Below are 14,229 nucleotides of genomic sequence, written 5' to 3'. Positions count from 1 at the left end.
TGGACTGCACCCCAAAAGTTGGACACTCAACTGAGTAAGGTGCAGTTTTTTATGGCAAAGCCAAAATATTCCCCTGAAACAAAACTGGCTGTGGTTAATCATTATTTGTCCGGAAAAGACGGAGAAGAGCGTACAGCCGACCGTTTTGGTGTTGAAAGAACTTCCGTCCGTCGCTGGGTCAGGGCGTGGCAACTCCACGGTATGGAAGGGCTGTCAGGGAAAAATAAACATCATTCAGCTGAATTTAAACTCGTCGTCGTCCGGGCGGTTATCCGTGACCACCTGACGATGCGTGAAGCAGCTGCCCGGTTTAATCTCTCTGCAGAAACGCTTGTCCGACACTGGGTCTGCGTGTACAACGATGCCGGAGCGGAAGGACTGCTAAACATTCAACGCGGACGGCCTGGAAAAATGACAAAACAAAAAATCCCCCCATCCCCTACAGATAAAGAACTGGAAAAACTCTCCCCCGAAGAACTCCGGGCTGAACTCCGTTACCTGCGGGCAGAGAATGCCTATCTAAAAAAGTTGAAGGCCTTGGTTCAGAGCGAAAAAAACGGCAGCAAGCCCTGATAATCAGTGAACTGAGGCATAAGCACGCTCTGCGAGACCTCCTGCGCGCGGCAGGCATGTCCCGCAGTACATGGTATTACAATATGAATGCCCTGAAGCAGGTGGACAGGCATGCCGGGCTGAAAGATAAAATCCGTGAGATATACGCCTGGCACAAAGGCCGTTATGGCTACCGCAGGATCACGCTTTCGCTGAGAAAGCAGGGTCTGCTGGTGAACCATAAAACCGTGCAGCGGCTGATGACAGAGCTGTCGCTCCGGTCTCTGATAAGGGCGAAGAAATACCGCTCATGGAAGGGGGAAACAGGCAAGGCAGCCCCCAATATCCTGAGCAGGAACTTCAGTGCATCAAAAGCCAATGAAAAATGGGTTACGGATGTTACAGAGTTCTCGCTGCAGGGTAAAAAGCTGTACCTGTCGCCGGTACTCGATCTTTTTAACCGGGAAATAATCTCCTACAGCCTGTCGGAAAGGCCGGTGATGGAGATGGTTAATACCATGCTGCGGGATGCGTTCTTAAAGCTCGGACCAGACGACGCCCCCTTGCTGCACACAGATCAGGGCTGGCAATATCGGATGGCAGGCTATCAGGCAAAGTTAAAGGCGCAGGGCATGACGCAAAGTATGTCCCGAAAAGGAAACTGTCTGGATAATGCCGTGATGGAAAACTTCTTCGGGACGCTGAAATCGGAGTGTTTTTACCTGAGTCAGTTCAGCAATATCAGCGAACTGAGGAAGGCGATAGAGGATTATATCCGTTACTACAACAACGAGCGGATAAGCCTGAAACTAAAAGGCCTGAGTCCGGTAGAGTACCGGGCCCAGGCTCTGAAGGCCGCTTAATATAAACTGTCCAGATTTATGGGGTCAGTCCAAAAGCGGCATCGGGCCTTTTTCTTACACCAGACTCTTCAGCCGATAGATCCACTCCAGCGCCTGACGGGGCGTTAGCGAATCCGGGTCGAGATTTTCCAGTGCTTCAACGGCAGGAGAGGTCTCTTCGGGAACGGACAGCAGCGACATCTGGGTGCCATCCACCTGTGTTGCCGCCGCGTTGGGTGAAATGCTCTCCAGTTCGCGCAGTTTCTGTCGCGCACGTTTGATCACCTCTTTCGGAACGCCCGCCAGTGCTGCGACCGCTAGGCCGTAGCTCTTACTGGCCGCACCGTCCTGCACGCTATGCATAAAGGCAATGGTATCGCCGTGCTCTAACGCGTCGAGATGGACGTTGGCAACGCCTTCCATTTTTTCCGGCAACTGGGTCAGCTCGAAGTAGTGCGTCGCGAACAGCGTCAGCGCTTTGATCTTATTCGCCAGATTTTCCGCACATGCCCACGCCAGCGACAGGCCATCGTAAGTTGATGTCCCGCGGCCAATCTCATCCATTAGTACCAGGCTGTTCTCAGTGGCGTTGTGCAGAATGTTGGCCGTTTCGGTCATCTCTACCATGAAGGTGGAGCGCCCGGAGGCCAGATCGTCCGCTGCACCTACACGGGTAAAGATACGATCGACAGGACCAATTTCCACCTTCTGCGCCGGTACGTAGCTGCCAATATAGGCCAGCAGGGCAATCAGCGCGGTCTGGCGCATGTAGGTACTTTTACCGCCCATGTTTGGTCCGGTAATGATCAGCATTCTGCGCTGTGGTGAGAGGTCGAGCGGGTTGGCGATAAACGGCTCATTCAGGACCTGTTCCACCACCGGATGGCGGCCCTCGGTAATACGAATACCCGGTTTATCGCTGAATGTTGGGCAGGTGTAGTTCAGCGTGTACGCGCGTTCGGCCAGATTCACCAGTACATCGAGTTCCGCCAGTGCACTGGCGCTCTGTTGTAGATCCGCCAGATGCGGTAGCAGCAGGTCGAACAGTTCGTCATAGAGCTGTTTTTCCAGCGCCAGCGCTTTGCCCTTGGAAGTCAGAACCTTATCTTCGTACTCTTTGAGTTCCGGAATGATGTAGCGCTCGGCGTTTTTCAGCGTCTGGCGACGGACGTAGTTGATTGGTGCGAGGTGGCTCTGCCCACGGCTAATCTGGATGTAATAACCGTGCACCGCGTTAAAGCCGACTTTCAGCGTGTCCAGCCCGGTACGCTCGCGCTCACGGATTTCCAGCCTGTCGAGATAGTCGGTCGCACCGTCTGCCAGGGCGCGCCACTCATCAAGCTCTTCGTTGTAGCCCGGCGCAATAACACCACCATCACGAACGAGAACCGGGGGAGCGTCAACGACCGCACGTTCCAGCAGTTCCCGCAGTTCGGTGAATTCGCCCATTTTCTCGCGCAGCATTTGTACAGGGACGCTGTCCACCGATTCCAGTTGCGCACGCAGTTCCGGCAGTTGCTGGAAAGCGTGGCGCATGCGAGCGAGATCGCGCGGACGCGCGGTACGCAGTGCCAGACGCGCAAGAATACGTTCCAGATCGCCCACCTGGCGCAGCACGGGCTGCAGTTCACTGGTTGCATCCTGTAATGAACCAATGGTTTGCTGACGTTCTGTCAGGATTTTCGTATCACGTACCGGCATATGCAGCCAGCGTTTGAGCATACGGCTGCCCATCGGCGTCACGGTGCAGTCGAGCACGGCGGCCAGCGTGTTCTCCATGCCCCCGGCCAGATTCTGGGTGATCTCCAGATTGCGGCGCGTCGCGGCATCCATGATGATGCTGTCCTGCTGCCGCTCCATGGTGATAGAGCGAATATGCGGCAGGGAAGTGCGTTGGGTATCCTTGACATACTGCAACAGGCAGCCAGCGGCGCAAAGTCCGCGTGGCGCGTTTTCAACGCCAAAGCCAATCAGATCGCGGGTACCAAACTGCAAATTCAACTGCTGACGTGCAGTATCAATTTCAAATTCCCACAGCGGGCGACGACGTAATCCTCGACGACCTTCAATCAGAGCCATCTCCGCGAAATCTTCGGCGTACAGCAGTTCCGCCGGGTTGGTCCGTTGCAGTTCGGCGGCCATTGTTTCGCGATCGGCGGGTTCGCTCAGACGAAAACGCCCGGAGCTGATGTCCAGCGTGGCATAACCGTAGCCTTTACTGTCCTGCCAGATGGCGGCGAGCAAATTGTCCTGGCGCTCCTGTAGCAGGGCTTCATCACTGATGGTGCCCGGCGTGACAATACGCACGACTTTACGCTCAACCGGCCCTTTACTGGTGGCCGGGTCGCCAATTTGCTCGCAAATGGCGACGGATTCACCCTGATTGACCAGCTTGGCGAGGTAGTTTTCGACCGCATGATGGGGAATACCCGCCATCGGGATGGGCTCGCCCGCAGACGTACCGCGCTTCGTCAGCGAAATGTCGAGCAACTGCGACGCCCGTTTTGCATCGTCGTAAAAGAGTTCGTAAAAGTCGCCCATGCGATAGAAAAGCAGAATCTCCGGGTGTTGGGCCTTCAGCTTGAGATACTGCTGCATCATGGGGGTGTGGGCGTCGAGATTATCGATTGTACTCATGGAGTTGTGTCCAGTCCCTGAATGTAAATGGGTTGCGATACTTTTAGTTTTCGTTGTTATCACATAAGGGACACATGATAGCGGAGATACGCATTTCAGGGAAAGTCAGGATCGCCGACTTCTCGATCCTTCTTCCGTTTCAGAATTTTACACCGATTGTTGTTGTCGCAATTCCGAATGTCGGTCGCGTAATGCGGCAAAAACAAACGCCGCGATAAAGAGAATGGTGAACAGCACGACGATCGTGGGAGCGGGTGCGCTGTCGAGGAAGAATGACAGATACACACCTAAAAATGAGGTAATCACCGACAGACCCGTTGCCAGCAACAGCGCGCGGGCAAAGCGTCGGGTGAGGAGTACGGCAATAGCGCCTGGGGCGATCAGCAGGGAGATTGACAAAATGATCCCCACCGATTTCAGCGTCGCGACGATGGTCAACGCAATCATGCACAGCAGTCCGTAATGCAGCAAAGTCGTGTTAAGGCCGCAGGCTTTCGCCTGATGCGGATCGAAGGCGTGCAGCAGCAAATCTTTCCACTTGAATGCAATGATCAGGACGATACCCAGCACAATGAAGGCCGTTTGCCCAATATCGCTCAGCGAAATCCCTAGCATGTCGCCGAACAGAATATGATCGAGGTGAACCTCTGACTGGATAGAGACATAGAGCACCAGTCCGACGCCAAACATGCCGGAGAAGACGATCCCCATGATGGTGTCGCGTTTGATACGGCTGTTGTCATCAAGATATCCAGTTGCGACTGCGCAGAACAGCCCAGCAATAAACGCGCCAATAGCCAGTGGAATACCGACGATATAAGCCAGCACAATTCCCGGAAAAACCGCATGACTCATGGCATCGCCCATGAGCGCCCAGCCTTTGAGCACCAGAAATACCGACAGTAACGCACAGGGAATCGCCACAAGAGCGGAGACGGCCAGCGCGTTGACCATAAAGTCGAACTGAAAGGGTTCCAGCAGAGTGCTCAGAAACATGATGACTCCTTACGTCGTGCGCGACGGCGGTTTGCCAGCAGGCCGTGTTTGGGGGCAAAAACGAACGCCAGCAGGAATAATACGGTTTGTAGCACCACAATGATCCCGCCGGTCGCCCCGTCCAGCCAGTAGCTGAGCCAGGCGCCGAAAAAACTGGTCACACTGCCGATCGCAACGGCGATCATAAGAAGGCGTGGAAAGCGGTCAGTCAGTAGCCAGGCGGTGGCACCGGGCGTCACGACCAGGCAGATCACCAGAAATGCCCCCACGGTTTGCAGCGCGGCGACGGTGGACACCGATAACAGAGTGAAAAACAGCAGCTTCAGACGGGCCGGGTGCAGGCCAATGGAGCGGGCGTGGTTTTCATCGAAAAAAGTGACCATCAGATCCTTCCACTTCAGCAGCAGGATGAGCAGGGAAACCGCGCCGATAATCGCCAGTTGCACAATGTCTTCCGGCGCGATGGCCAGTACGTTGCCGAGAATGATGGTCTGAATATTCACCGACATCGGGTTGAGCGACACCATAAACAGCCCGATGCCAAAGAATGACGAGAAGATCAGGCCAATAATGGCATCTTCTTTAAGCCGTGAGCGCTGGTTCAGAAAAAGCATACTGCCTGCTGCCAGGCCACCGGAGAGAAAGGCACCGAGAGAGAAGGGCAAGCCGAGCATGTAGGCACCGGCAACGCCTGGCACGATGGAGTGCGACAGCGCATCGCCAATCAACGACCAGCCTTTAAGCATTAAATAGCAGGAGAGAAAGGCGCACAGTCCGCCAACCATCGCCGATACCCACATCGCGTTGAGCATGTACTGATAACCAAAGGGTTCTGTCAGCCAGTTCATGATGACTCTCCGCAGCCTGCCGCTCGTCGGGAGATAAACGGGCGTTCGTCGTCGGTAATGATGTGTTCTTCGCCGCCGCTGAGCGCGACGTGACGCAGGACGCCGCTGAACGCCAGTTCAAGGTTGTCGGCGGTAAAAGTGGTTTCGGTCGGGCCGCTCGCCAGCACGGTGCCCTTGATCATCACCGTATAATCACAGAATTCGGTGACTGACCCGAGATTGTGGGTGGAGACCAGCATCGTGCGCCCCTCATCGCGTAACTCGCGTAGCAGCGCAATAATGCGCGCTTCGGTTTTGACATCGACGCCGGTGAAAGGCTCATCCAGCAGAATGACCTGACCATCCTGGGCAATGGCCCTGGCGAGGAAGACGCGTTTTTTCTGCCCGCCAGAAAGCTCGCCAATCTGCCGGTGGCGGTATTCCAGCATATCCACCCGCGCCAGCGCAGCGTCAACACTGGCATGATCCTGAGCCTTCGGACGACGTAGCCAGCCCATATGTCCGTAGCGGCCCATCATCACGACGTCTTCCACCAGCACCGGAAATGACCAGTCAACCTCTTCGGACTGTGGGACGTAGGCAATCAGATTCTGCTTCAGCGCGTGATTCACCGGCTGTTGCAGGATGGAAATGTCGCCGTCGGCCAGGCGGACAAAACCCATCAGTGCTTTGAACAACGTTGATTTTCCCGACCCGTTGACCCCTACCAGCGCGGCAATCGAACCGCCCGGTACCTGAAAGGTGGCATCGCGTAGTGCGGTATGACCATTGCGATACGTCACCGTCACCTGATTCACGGTAATCGCAGATTGACTCATTTCTGACTCCTCAAACCGTCATTGATACCACTGACGATGGTCTCGGTGGTAACGCGTAGCAGATCGAGATAGGTGGGAACGGGGCCATCGGCGGCGCTCAGGGAATCGACATACAGCACGCCGCCGTAATGTGCGCCGGATTCCCGCGCGACCTGACGGGCCGGTTTATCTGATACGGTGCTTTCGCTGAATACGGTGGGGATCTGATGCGCTCTGATCGCATCGATCACTTTACGTACCTGTTTGGGCGTTCCCTGCTGATCGGCGTTGATCGGCCAGAGATACAGCTCTTGCAGATCGTTATCGCGGGCAAGATAAGAGAACGCTCCTTCGCTGGTGACCAGCCAGCGTTTATCGGCAGGGATTTTTGCCAGCGCGGCATGGAGAGGGGCCAGCGTCTGGTGAATTTGCGCTTTATAACGTTCGGCATTTTTCTGGTAAATCGCGGCGCTATCCGGATCGTATTTCGTCAGCGCGTCGCGAATATTGTCGACGTAGATCATCGCGTTTTCCGCCGACATCCAGGCGTGAGGGTTGGGTTTCCCGTTATACGGTCCTTCGCTGATGCCCATGGGTTTCACCCCGTCAGACACCGTCACTTCCGGCACACCCGACAAATTCTGGTAGAAGCGGGCAAACCACAGCTCCAGATTCAGACCGTTAGAGAGGATCAATTGCGCCCCCTGCGCTCGCTTAATGTCGCCCGGAGTGGGTTGATACTCATGAATTTCCGCGCCGGGTTTGGTGATCGAACTGACGTTGGCCGCCTCACCCGCCACGTTTTGCGCCATGTCCGCAATGATCGTGAAGGTGGTAACGACATTGAGCTTCTCTTTGGCATAAGCCGGTGACAGCATGCAGATGGCCAGTACAGCCGCCAGCAGAGACGAGGTGAGACGGGAGAGGTGCGACATAGTATCCCTCATAAAAAAGTGGTTAATTATTCATCGAATATAGCCTTTGCTATGTTATATAGCACAAGGCATGTATAAAGATAGTGTTAAATGAAAATAATTCTTATTTGAGATGTGGGTGGAGAAGTGTCACCTTTGGGTGATAGAGTTGCGAGAATTTAAGTTGTAGAATAAATGCACTTTAATGTAGTGGAGGGCGCATCATGTCCGGCAAGCGCATTGCTCGCGAAAAACTGACGATTAAAAAAATGATCGCGCTGTACGAGAGCCAGTGTCCGCAGGCATCTGATGAGCCGGAACACTACGACGCGCTGTTTGCCTATGCGCAAAAACGTCTGGATAAGTGCGTCTTTGGCGAGGATAAACCGGCATGTAAACAGTGTCCCGTACACTGTTATCAGCCAGCGAAGCGTGAAGAGATGAAGCAGATCATGCGCTGGGCGGGGCCGAGAATGCTCGGGCGTCATCCCATCCTGACCGTTCGTCATCTCATCGACGATAAACGTCCCGTACCGGAACTGCCGGAAAAATACTCGCGTAAGAAGTGAAGCGAAATGCCGGATGGCGGCTTCGCCTTAATCCGGCCTACGGATAATTGCCCACCCGACATCCAGCAACGCGTGCCTCAAACCAGCGCGTCTTTATCAATACCTAAACGCTTCATGCGTGAAAGCAGCGTGGTACGCTTAAGACCCAGCCGCTGAGCTGCGCCTTTCGGACCTGCAACCACACCATTGGTCTCTTTCAGCACCCGCAGGATGAGCTGATACTCGTCTTCCCCTTCCTGGGCGACTTCGGTCGCGACGGGTGGTTCACCAGGTGAGAGCATGCCGATATCCGGCAGCGAGAGTTGCAGCACGCTTCCTCGTGTCAGCAGAACGGCGCGCTCCACCACGTTCTCCAGTTCGCGCACATTACCCGGCCATTCCATATTGCTGAGGATGCGCAGGGTTTCCGCCGGGATACTGTCGATGTTACGCCCCAGGCGGCGAGCGATTTTAAAGGTGAATGCTTTCACCAGCAGGGGGATATCTTCCGGGCGTTCGCGCAGCGGCGGGAGTCGGATCGGAAAAACGTTGAGGCGGTAGTAGAGATCGCTACGAAACTCGCGATCCTCGACCATTTTTTTCAGGTCACGATTGGTGGCGGCGATCAGACGCACGTCGGTCTGGATCAGCTTATTGCTGCCCAGACGCTCAAATTCCTGTTCCTGTAAGACGCGCAGGAGCTTAGGCTGTAATTCCAGCGGCATGTCGCCCACTTCATCCAGGAACAAAGAACTTTTATCCGCCAGCTCAAAGCGGCCAATGCGCTGCGCACTGGCACCGGTGAAGGCGCCGCGTTCGTGACCGAACAGGTCACTTTCCAGCAGGCCAGCGGGCATGGCGGCGCAGTTCATCTTCACCATCCGGCGTGCGTTACGCCCACTCAGATTGTGGATTGCGCGGGCAATCAGCTCTTTCCCGGTGCCGGTTTCACCGAGGATCAGCACAGTGCTGTCGCTCTGGGCCACCATCTCGACCTGCTTGAGCACGCTGTACATCGCATCGCTGCGCCCGATGATTTCACCAAACTCGCTGTCGACATTGTTGAGCTGTTCGGTAAGTGCCAGGTTTTCATCCACCAGCCGCTCTTTCAGCCGATGGATTTCCTGATAGGCGAGGGCGTTGTCCACGGCGATGGCGACGCGCCCGGCAATCTGGCGCAGCAGGTTCAGGTTAGCGGTGGTAAACACTTTTTCTTCACACTGTGCCAGCTTGAGTACGCCGAGCATGGTGTTGCCCGACATCAGCGGTAGCAGGCACAGCGTCTGAATCTGGTTGCCCCACGTATCGAACAGCATGCGTTCATAGGGGGCCAGCGCGTCCCGTTCGTTCAGGTTTATCAGCAGCATCTCTTTGCTTTTAAACACCCGTTCCGTCAGAGTGCCAGCTTCATCGACTTCGCTTTGTTCGTGTGCGGGATGATTTTCATCGAGGTAGTGAGTGGAGTAAATGCTGAGCTTATTTTTACGGTGGCTACGCAGGACAATGCTGATGTCGTCGATGTTGAAATAGTGATGGATCTCTTTGGCGACTTCACTTACCAGCTCATCCATGTCGAGCCGGGAGAGTACGGCGTTAGTGATGGCGACCAGAATACGAAAGTTGTCGCGTTCGCGGCACAAGAGATCGTAATCGACGTTGTTTGTGACCCTGCACTGAATTTGCTCCGCCACCACGCCGACAATCTGGGTGAAGGTTTGCAGACGCTCGTACTCTTTTTCGCTCCAGGGGCGATCGTCGTTGCGGATAAATTCGCAGCCGCCAAAAATGCGTCCATCCGCCGCCAGCGGCAGCAGGCAGTAGTGGCCGAATGGCGGGTAAAGGCCGCCAGCAGCCAGTTGCGGCCAGGTTTCTGAAAACTCGTGATAATTGCAGTGCAGGGCATCGGGGCGAGAGAGAATACGGCGGATCGGGCCGTGGGCCAGCACGGTTTCATCTTCGTAGATAACGGGTTTGCCGTTATCGCGCGTGGCGTACCAGGACGCCCGCTGTGTCTGCGCTTGCCACAACACAATCGCCGCGCTGTCGGCAAGCGCCGAGCGCTTTACCAGTTGCGAAAGCGCCTCGCTTAACGATTGCAGGTCGGGCTGCTGTAACAATGTGCGAGTGATGTCGAACAATCCTTGCTGCCCGAGATCGCTCATCGGTGTATACGACATATTGCTTTTCCAGGAAAGTACCGCTGCGCGGTGCAAAAAAAGAAATTAAATTATAGGTATAGACACTCGACTTCCGCTGGGTGTCGACAAAAAACGCCTTATCCGGCCTACGGTTCGAACAGTTTGTGTGAGTTGAATAACGGCGAAAACGCCTTATTCGACCAACGGTTCAACCGATTGTGTAGGCTGGATAAGGCGACGCCGTCATCCGGCATAATGACGGACTTAACAGATCCGCGGCAGCGGTTCTGCATGCGGTAAATCCAGCGTGCGCTTCACGCCGTAAAGACCGGCCAGACGCACACCTTTACGTTCGACCACTTCGCCAATCAGTGCCGCATCGCGCCCCAACGGATGGGCATGCAACGCCGCCAGCACCTGCCCGGCCGCCTGACGTTCAACAGCAATGACCAGCTTGCCTTCGTTTGCGAAGTTAAGCGCATCCAGACCCAGCAGTTCACATACTCCACGAACGGCAGGTTTCACGGGAAGTGCGGATTCGGACAGCTCAATGCCAAAACCGCAGGCGGCGGCAAACTCATGGGCGACCGCGTTCACGCCGCCACGCGTCGCGTCGCGCAGGGCTTTCACGCCGGAAATATCGCGCAACGACTGAATTAGCGGCGTTAATACCGCGCAGTCGCTGACCAGTTCGCCATCCAGCCCTAACTGTTCACGCAGATTAAGAATAGTGGCGCCGTGATCGCCCAGCGTACCGCTGACCAGCAGCACGTCGCCCGCTGCCAGGGTTTGTGCACCCCAGTGAATATTGGCTGGAATCGCCCCCATGCCTGCAGTGTTGATGAACAATTTGTCCGCTGCGCCACGTTGAACAACTTTTGTATCGCCGGTCACAATCGCGATATTGGCCTCACGCGCGGTGGCGGCCATGCTGTTTACCACGCTTTTCAGCGTCTCCATCGGCAGTCCTTCTTCGAGGATAAAGCCGCAGGAGAGATAGCGTGGAATTGCGCCGCTGACGGCGACGTCATTGGCGGTACCGCAGATCGCCAGCTTGCCGATGTTGCCGCCGGGGAAAAACAGTGGGTCAATGACGTAGCTGTCGGTGGAGAATGCCAGCCGATCGCCTTCAGCGACCAGTTGCGCCAGTTCAAGCCGCGCCTGATCTTCCTGCTCCGCCAGCCACGGGTTAGCGAAGGCTTCCATAAACAGACTGTTAATCAGTTGCTGCATGGCCTGACCGCCGCTACCGTGGGCGAGTTGTACGCTCTTCATGCTTCACACTCCTGCTGACGATACTGATACCAGGCGGCGCATGCGCCTTCTGAAGAGACCATCAGTGCGCCGAAGGCGGTCTCTGGATTACAGGTCTTGCCAAACAACGGGCACTGATGCGGTTTACATTTCCCGGTCAGCACGTCGCCGCAGCGGGCGCGCGGGTCGTCGTAAACCTGCTGAGGTGCCGGTCGGAAATGCGCTTCGGCATCAAAACGCTGATAGTCAGGCGTCAGATGCACGCCGGAGGATTCAATCACCCCCAGGCCGCGCCACTCGCTGTCGCCGGTGACGCAAAATACGTCGGCAATAGCCTGTTGCGCCAACAGGTTGCCGGCGTCTGGCACCACGCGGCGATACTGGTTTTCGACCTGGCTGTGGGCCGCTATTTTCTGCTCAACCAGCATCACGACGCCTTGCAGTAGATCAAGGGGTTCGAATCCAGCGACCACCAGCGGACGATGAAACTCACTGGCAATAAAATGATAGGCGTCGGTACCGATCACCATACTGACGTGACCTGGCGCGAGAAACGCGTCGATGCCGTTATCGGGCTGTTCCAGCAGGCTGCGCAGGGTCGGAATGAGCGTGATGTGCTGACAGAAGAAGTAAAAATTTTGCACGTCGCGCAGTTTTGCCTGTTGCAGGGTAATGGCGGTGGTCGGCATGGTCGTTTCAAAGCCGAGGCCGAAAAACACGACTTTACGCGTTGGGTTTTCCTGCGCCAGTTTGAGCGCATCCATCGGCGAGTAGACGATGCGAATGTCCGCACCGCGCGCTTTCGCCTGCAACAGCGAACCTTGTTTCCCCGGCACGCGCATGGCGTCGCCAAAGGTACAGAAAATCACCTCCGGATGGCTGGCAATTTCAACGCAACTGTCGATACGTCCCATCGGCAGTACGCAGACCGGACAACCCGGGCCGTGGATAAACTCCACGTTATCAGGGAGCAACTGGTCGAGACCAAATTTGAAGATCGCATGCGTATGGCCGCCGCAGACTTCCATAATGCGCAGCGGACGTTCAGCGGTATACGGCAGATGCGCGGCACGTTCACGCAGGTGTTCAATCAGTTGCATCACCTGTTCCGGCGCGCGGTATTCGTCAACAAAACGCATTATTTTTCCTCGCCATACAGCAAAGCGCCGACATCCGGCTCAACATCAAACATGTTCTGGAGCGCATCGAGCGTGTCGCGCGCTTCGGCTTCGTTAATCACGCTCATGGCAAAACCGACGTGGACCAGTACCCACTGGCCCAGACGAGGTTCGCCGTGCTCATCACAACTGCCGACCAGCGTCAGATCGACGTCGCGCTGAATGCCGCAAACGTCGACTTTCGCCAGGTTACCTTCGATAGTGCGGATTTGGCCGGGAACGCCTATGCACATCGCTGTGCCTCCAGCCAGTTCAGCCACTGATCCATTCCTTCGCCGCTGGTGGCGGAAATCAGGATGATCTCGATATCCGGATTAACTTCCCGGGCACTGGCAATGCACTTCTCAACGTCGAAATTCAGGTACGGTAGCAGATCGACTTTGTTGAGCAGCATCAGCGAGGCGGCGGCGAACATATGCGGGTATTTCAGCGGCTTGTCTTCGCCTTCGGTGACAGAAAGCACCGCCACTTTATGGCGTTCGCCGAGATCAAAACTCGCCGGGCAGACGAGGTTACCGACGTTTTCGATAAACAGAATGCCGTGGTCTTCCAGCGGCAGACGCGGCGCGGCATCGGCAATCATCTGCGCATCGAGGTGACAGCCTTTGCCGGTGTTGACCTGAATGGCCGGAGTGCCCGTGGCGCGAATGCGTGCGGCGTCGTTGACCGTCTGCTGGTCGCCTTCAATGACGGCGCACGGGACGCTGTCTTTCAGCTTCATCAGCGTTTCGGTAAGCAGAGTGGTTTTACCGGATCCTGGGCTGGAGACGAGGTTGAGCACCAACTGTTGGCGCGCGGCGAAGCGGGCGCGGTTGCGCTCGGCCAGACGGTTGTTTTTATCCAGCACGTCGATTTCTACTTCCAGCATACGCCGCTGGCTCATGCCTGGCGCGTGGGTGCCGGCTTCACCGTGACCGTAGTGCAGATCGCCTTCTTCCGTCTGGCTCGGGGTGAATTCGGACGTTTTTATGCCGGTAATATTCAGCGCCGGGCGAGCTGCCGGGGCAAAAGGCGCGCTGCGAAACGCGGAATGAGGGTTATGCTCATCACCCTCTATATAAAGGTTGCCTTCAGCGCAACCGCATGTTGTACACATCGCTCACTCCTGATCTATTTCTATTCGTCGAATCTGTAATCCATCATCGGCCACGATCTGCAGCGTGTCGCTATTGCATTGCGGGCAACGGCGTACGCGTTGGGTCAGTAAGGTGACGTATTGCTGACAGGATTCACACCAGCATTCGGCTTCTTGTTCCTCGAGGTGCAGTTTACAACCTTCCGCAACGGTGCCACGGCATACCAGATCAAAACAAAAGGAGAGAGCGCTGGTTTCTACGCAAGAAAATGCGCCAATTTTGAGCCAGACCCCAGTTATCCGTTTTGCGCCGTGCGCGACGGCCTGTTGTTCGATCAATTCCAGTGCCCGCTGGCAAAGGGTAATTTCGTGCATAGTGCCTCCCGATATGATGGGCAGTGATAAGCAATAACTATGCCAGCCTGAAAGTTGGGGGCATTTGTCGATGAC

The 14,229-nt window shown here is 55.8% G+C and carries 13 protein-coding genes; 2 read left to right on the top strand and 11 right to left on the bottom strand.

The window, feature by feature from the left end; all coding sequences use genetic code 11:
* The first annotated feature begins 51 nt into the window (after positions 1 to 51).
* Positions 52 to 1,415 (top strand): IS3 family transposase gene (locus AOY24_RS25005; protein ID WP_099433379.1). Its coding sequence is split into 2 segments (ribosomal slippage): positions 52 to 520 and positions 520 to 1,415, totalling 1,365 coding nucleotides; the frame shifts between segments, so codons are not numbered across the junction.
* 54 nt (positions 1,416 to 1,469) lie between these two features.
* Here AOY24_RS25005 and mutS read toward each other — a convergent pair.
* The 5 genes from mutS to AOY24_RS15890 all read right to left on the bottom strand — a co-directional run bounded on the left by mutS (position 1,470) and on the right by AOY24_RS15890 (position 7,607).
* The gene (mutS, locus tag AOY24_RS15910) at positions 1,470 to 4,031 is read right to left on the bottom strand and encodes a DNA mismatch repair protein MutS (protein ID WP_054176959.1); all 2,562 of its coding nucleotides are present in this window, start codon (positions 4,029 to 4,031) and stop codon (positions 1,470 to 1,472) included.
* 147 nt (positions 4,032 to 4,178) lie between these two features.
* Positions 4,179 to 5,027 carry an iron/manganese ABC transporter permease subunit SitD gene (gene sitD, locus AOY24_RS15905; protein WP_054176958.1) on the bottom strand — a complete coding sequence of 283 codons (849 nt, stop codon included), beginning with the start codon at positions 5,025 to 5,027 and terminating at the stop codon, positions 4,179 to 4,181.
* On the bottom strand, positions 5,018 to 5,875 hold the full coding sequence (gene sitC, locus AOY24_RS15900) for an iron/manganese ABC transporter permease subunit SitC (RefSeq protein WP_054176957.1): 858 nt from the start codon (positions 5,873 to 5,875) through the stop codon (positions 5,018 to 5,020). Before sitC ends, sitD begins: the two co-directional genes overlap by 10 nt.
* Entirely contained in the window at positions 5,872 to 6,693 is an 822-nt protein-coding gene (sitB, locus tag AOY24_RS15895) for an iron/manganese ABC transporter ATP-binding protein SitB (protein WP_042999578.1), read from the bottom strand. Before sitB ends, sitC begins: the two co-directional genes overlap by 4 nt.
* Complete coding sequence (locus AOY24_RS15890) at positions 6,690 to 7,607, bottom strand: metal ABC transporter substrate-binding protein (RefSeq protein ID WP_044255044.1); 918 nt, start codon at positions 7,605 to 7,607, stop codon at positions 6,690 to 6,692. The genes sitB and AOY24_RS15890 overlap by 4 nt, the downstream gene beginning before the upstream one ends.
* A gap of 203 nt (positions 7,608 to 7,810) precedes the next feature.
* Between AOY24_RS15890 and AOY24_RS15885 the strand changes: the two genes are divergently transcribed.
* Positions 7,811 to 8,155: a nitrous oxide-stimulated promoter family protein gene (locus AOY24_RS15885; RefSeq protein WP_054176956.1), complete on the top strand. Its 345-nt coding sequence runs from the start codon at positions 7,811 to 7,813 to the stop codon at positions 8,153 to 8,155.
* A 77-nt stretch (positions 8,156 to 8,232) separates the two neighbouring features.
* Here AOY24_RS15885 and flhA read toward each other — a convergent pair whose 3' ends face one another.
* The 6 genes from flhA to hypA form a co-directional block, all read right to left on the bottom strand.
* A complete protein-coding gene (gene flhA / locus AOY24_RS15880; protein ID WP_044255048.1) occupies positions 8,233 to 10,311 on the bottom strand; it encodes a formate hydrogenlyase transcriptional activator FlhA in 2,079 nt (692 codons plus the stop codon).
* A gap of 225 nt (positions 10,312 to 10,536) precedes the next feature.
* Entirely contained in the window at positions 10,537 to 11,547 is a 1,011-nt protein-coding gene (gene hypE, locus AOY24_RS15875; protein WP_054176955.1) for a hydrogenase maturation carbamoyl dehydratase HypE, read from the bottom strand.
* A complete protein-coding gene (gene hypD / locus AOY24_RS15870; RefSeq protein WP_044266644.1) occupies positions 11,544 to 12,665 on the bottom strand; it encodes a hydrogenase formation protein HypD in 1,122 nt (373 codons plus the stop codon). Before hypD ends, hypE begins: the two co-directional genes overlap by 4 nt.
* Complete coding sequence (hypC, locus tag AOY24_RS15865; protein ID WP_042999584.1) at positions 12,665 to 12,937, bottom strand: hydrogenase 3 maturation protein HypC; 273 nt, start codon at positions 12,935 to 12,937, stop codon at positions 12,665 to 12,667. Before hypC ends, hypD begins: the two co-directional genes overlap by 1 nt.
* Positions 12,928 to 13,800, bottom strand: coding sequence for a hydrogenase nickel incorporation protein HypB (gene hypB / locus AOY24_RS15860; RefSeq protein ID WP_042999585.1), 873 nt, complete (start codon positions 13,798 to 13,800; stop codon positions 12,928 to 12,930). Before hypB ends, hypC begins: the two co-directional genes overlap by 10 nt.
* A gap of 3 nt (positions 13,801 to 13,803) precedes the next feature.
* The gene (gene hypA / locus AOY24_RS15855) at positions 13,804 to 14,154 is read right to left on the bottom strand and encodes a hydrogenase maturation nickel metallochaperone HypA (protein WP_042322631.1); all 351 of its coding nucleotides are present in this window, start codon (positions 14,152 to 14,154) and stop codon (positions 13,804 to 13,806) included.
* Positions 14,155 to 14,229: the final 75 nt, after the last annotated feature.

Source organism: Citrobacter sp. CtB7.12 (assembly GCF_001297795.1).
Lineage (GTDB): Bacteria > Pseudomonadota > Gammaproteobacteria > Enterobacterales > Enterobacteriaceae > Citrobacter_A > Citrobacter_A amalonaticus.
Note: the sequence above shows the minus strand (reverse complement) of the source record. Positions and strands in the feature narration are given on the sequence as shown.

Coding starts and splice junctions, on each gene's coding strand:
- mutS (WP_054176959.1), bottom strand. CDS start 4,031: ATGAGTACAATCGATAATCTCGACGCCCACACCCCCATGATGCAGCAG.
- sitD (WP_054176958.1), bottom strand. CDS start 5,027: ATGTTTCTGAGCACTCTGCTGGAACCCTTTCAGTTCGACTTTATGGTC.
- sitC (WP_054176957.1), bottom strand. CDS start 5,875: ATGAACTGGCTGACAGAACCCTTTGGTTATCAGTACATGCTCAACGCG.
- sitB (WP_042999578.1), bottom strand. CDS start 6,693: ATGAGTCAATCTGCGATTACCGTGAATCAGGTGACGGTGACGTATCGC.
- AOY24_RS15890 (WP_044255044.1), bottom strand. CDS start 7,607: ATGTCGCACCTCTCCCGTCTCACCTCGTCTCTGCTGGCGGCTGTACTG.
- AOY24_RS15885 (WP_054176956.1), top strand. CDS start 7,811: ATGTCCGGCAAGCGCATTGCTCGCGAAAAACTGACGATTAAAAAAATG.
- flhA (WP_044255048.1), bottom strand. CDS start 10,311: ATGTCGTATACACCGATGAGCGATCTCGGGCAGCAAGGATTGTTCGAC.
- hypE (WP_054176955.1), bottom strand. CDS start 11,547: ATGAAGAGCGTACAACTCGCCCACGGTAGCGGCGGTCAGGCCATGCAG.
- hypD (WP_044266644.1), bottom strand. CDS start 12,665: ATGCGTTTTGTTGACGAATACCGCGCGCCGGAACAGGTGATGCAACTG.
- hypC (WP_042999584.1), bottom strand. CDS start 12,937: ATGTGCATAGGCGTTCCCGGCCAAATCCGCACTATCGAAGGTAACCTG.
- hypB (WP_042999585.1), bottom strand. CDS start 13,800: ATGTGTACAACATGCGGTTGCGCTGAAGGCAACCTTTATATAGAGGGT.
- hypA (WP_042322631.1), bottom strand. CDS start 14,154: ATGCACGAAATTACCCTTTGCCAGCGGGCACTGGAATTGATCGAACAA.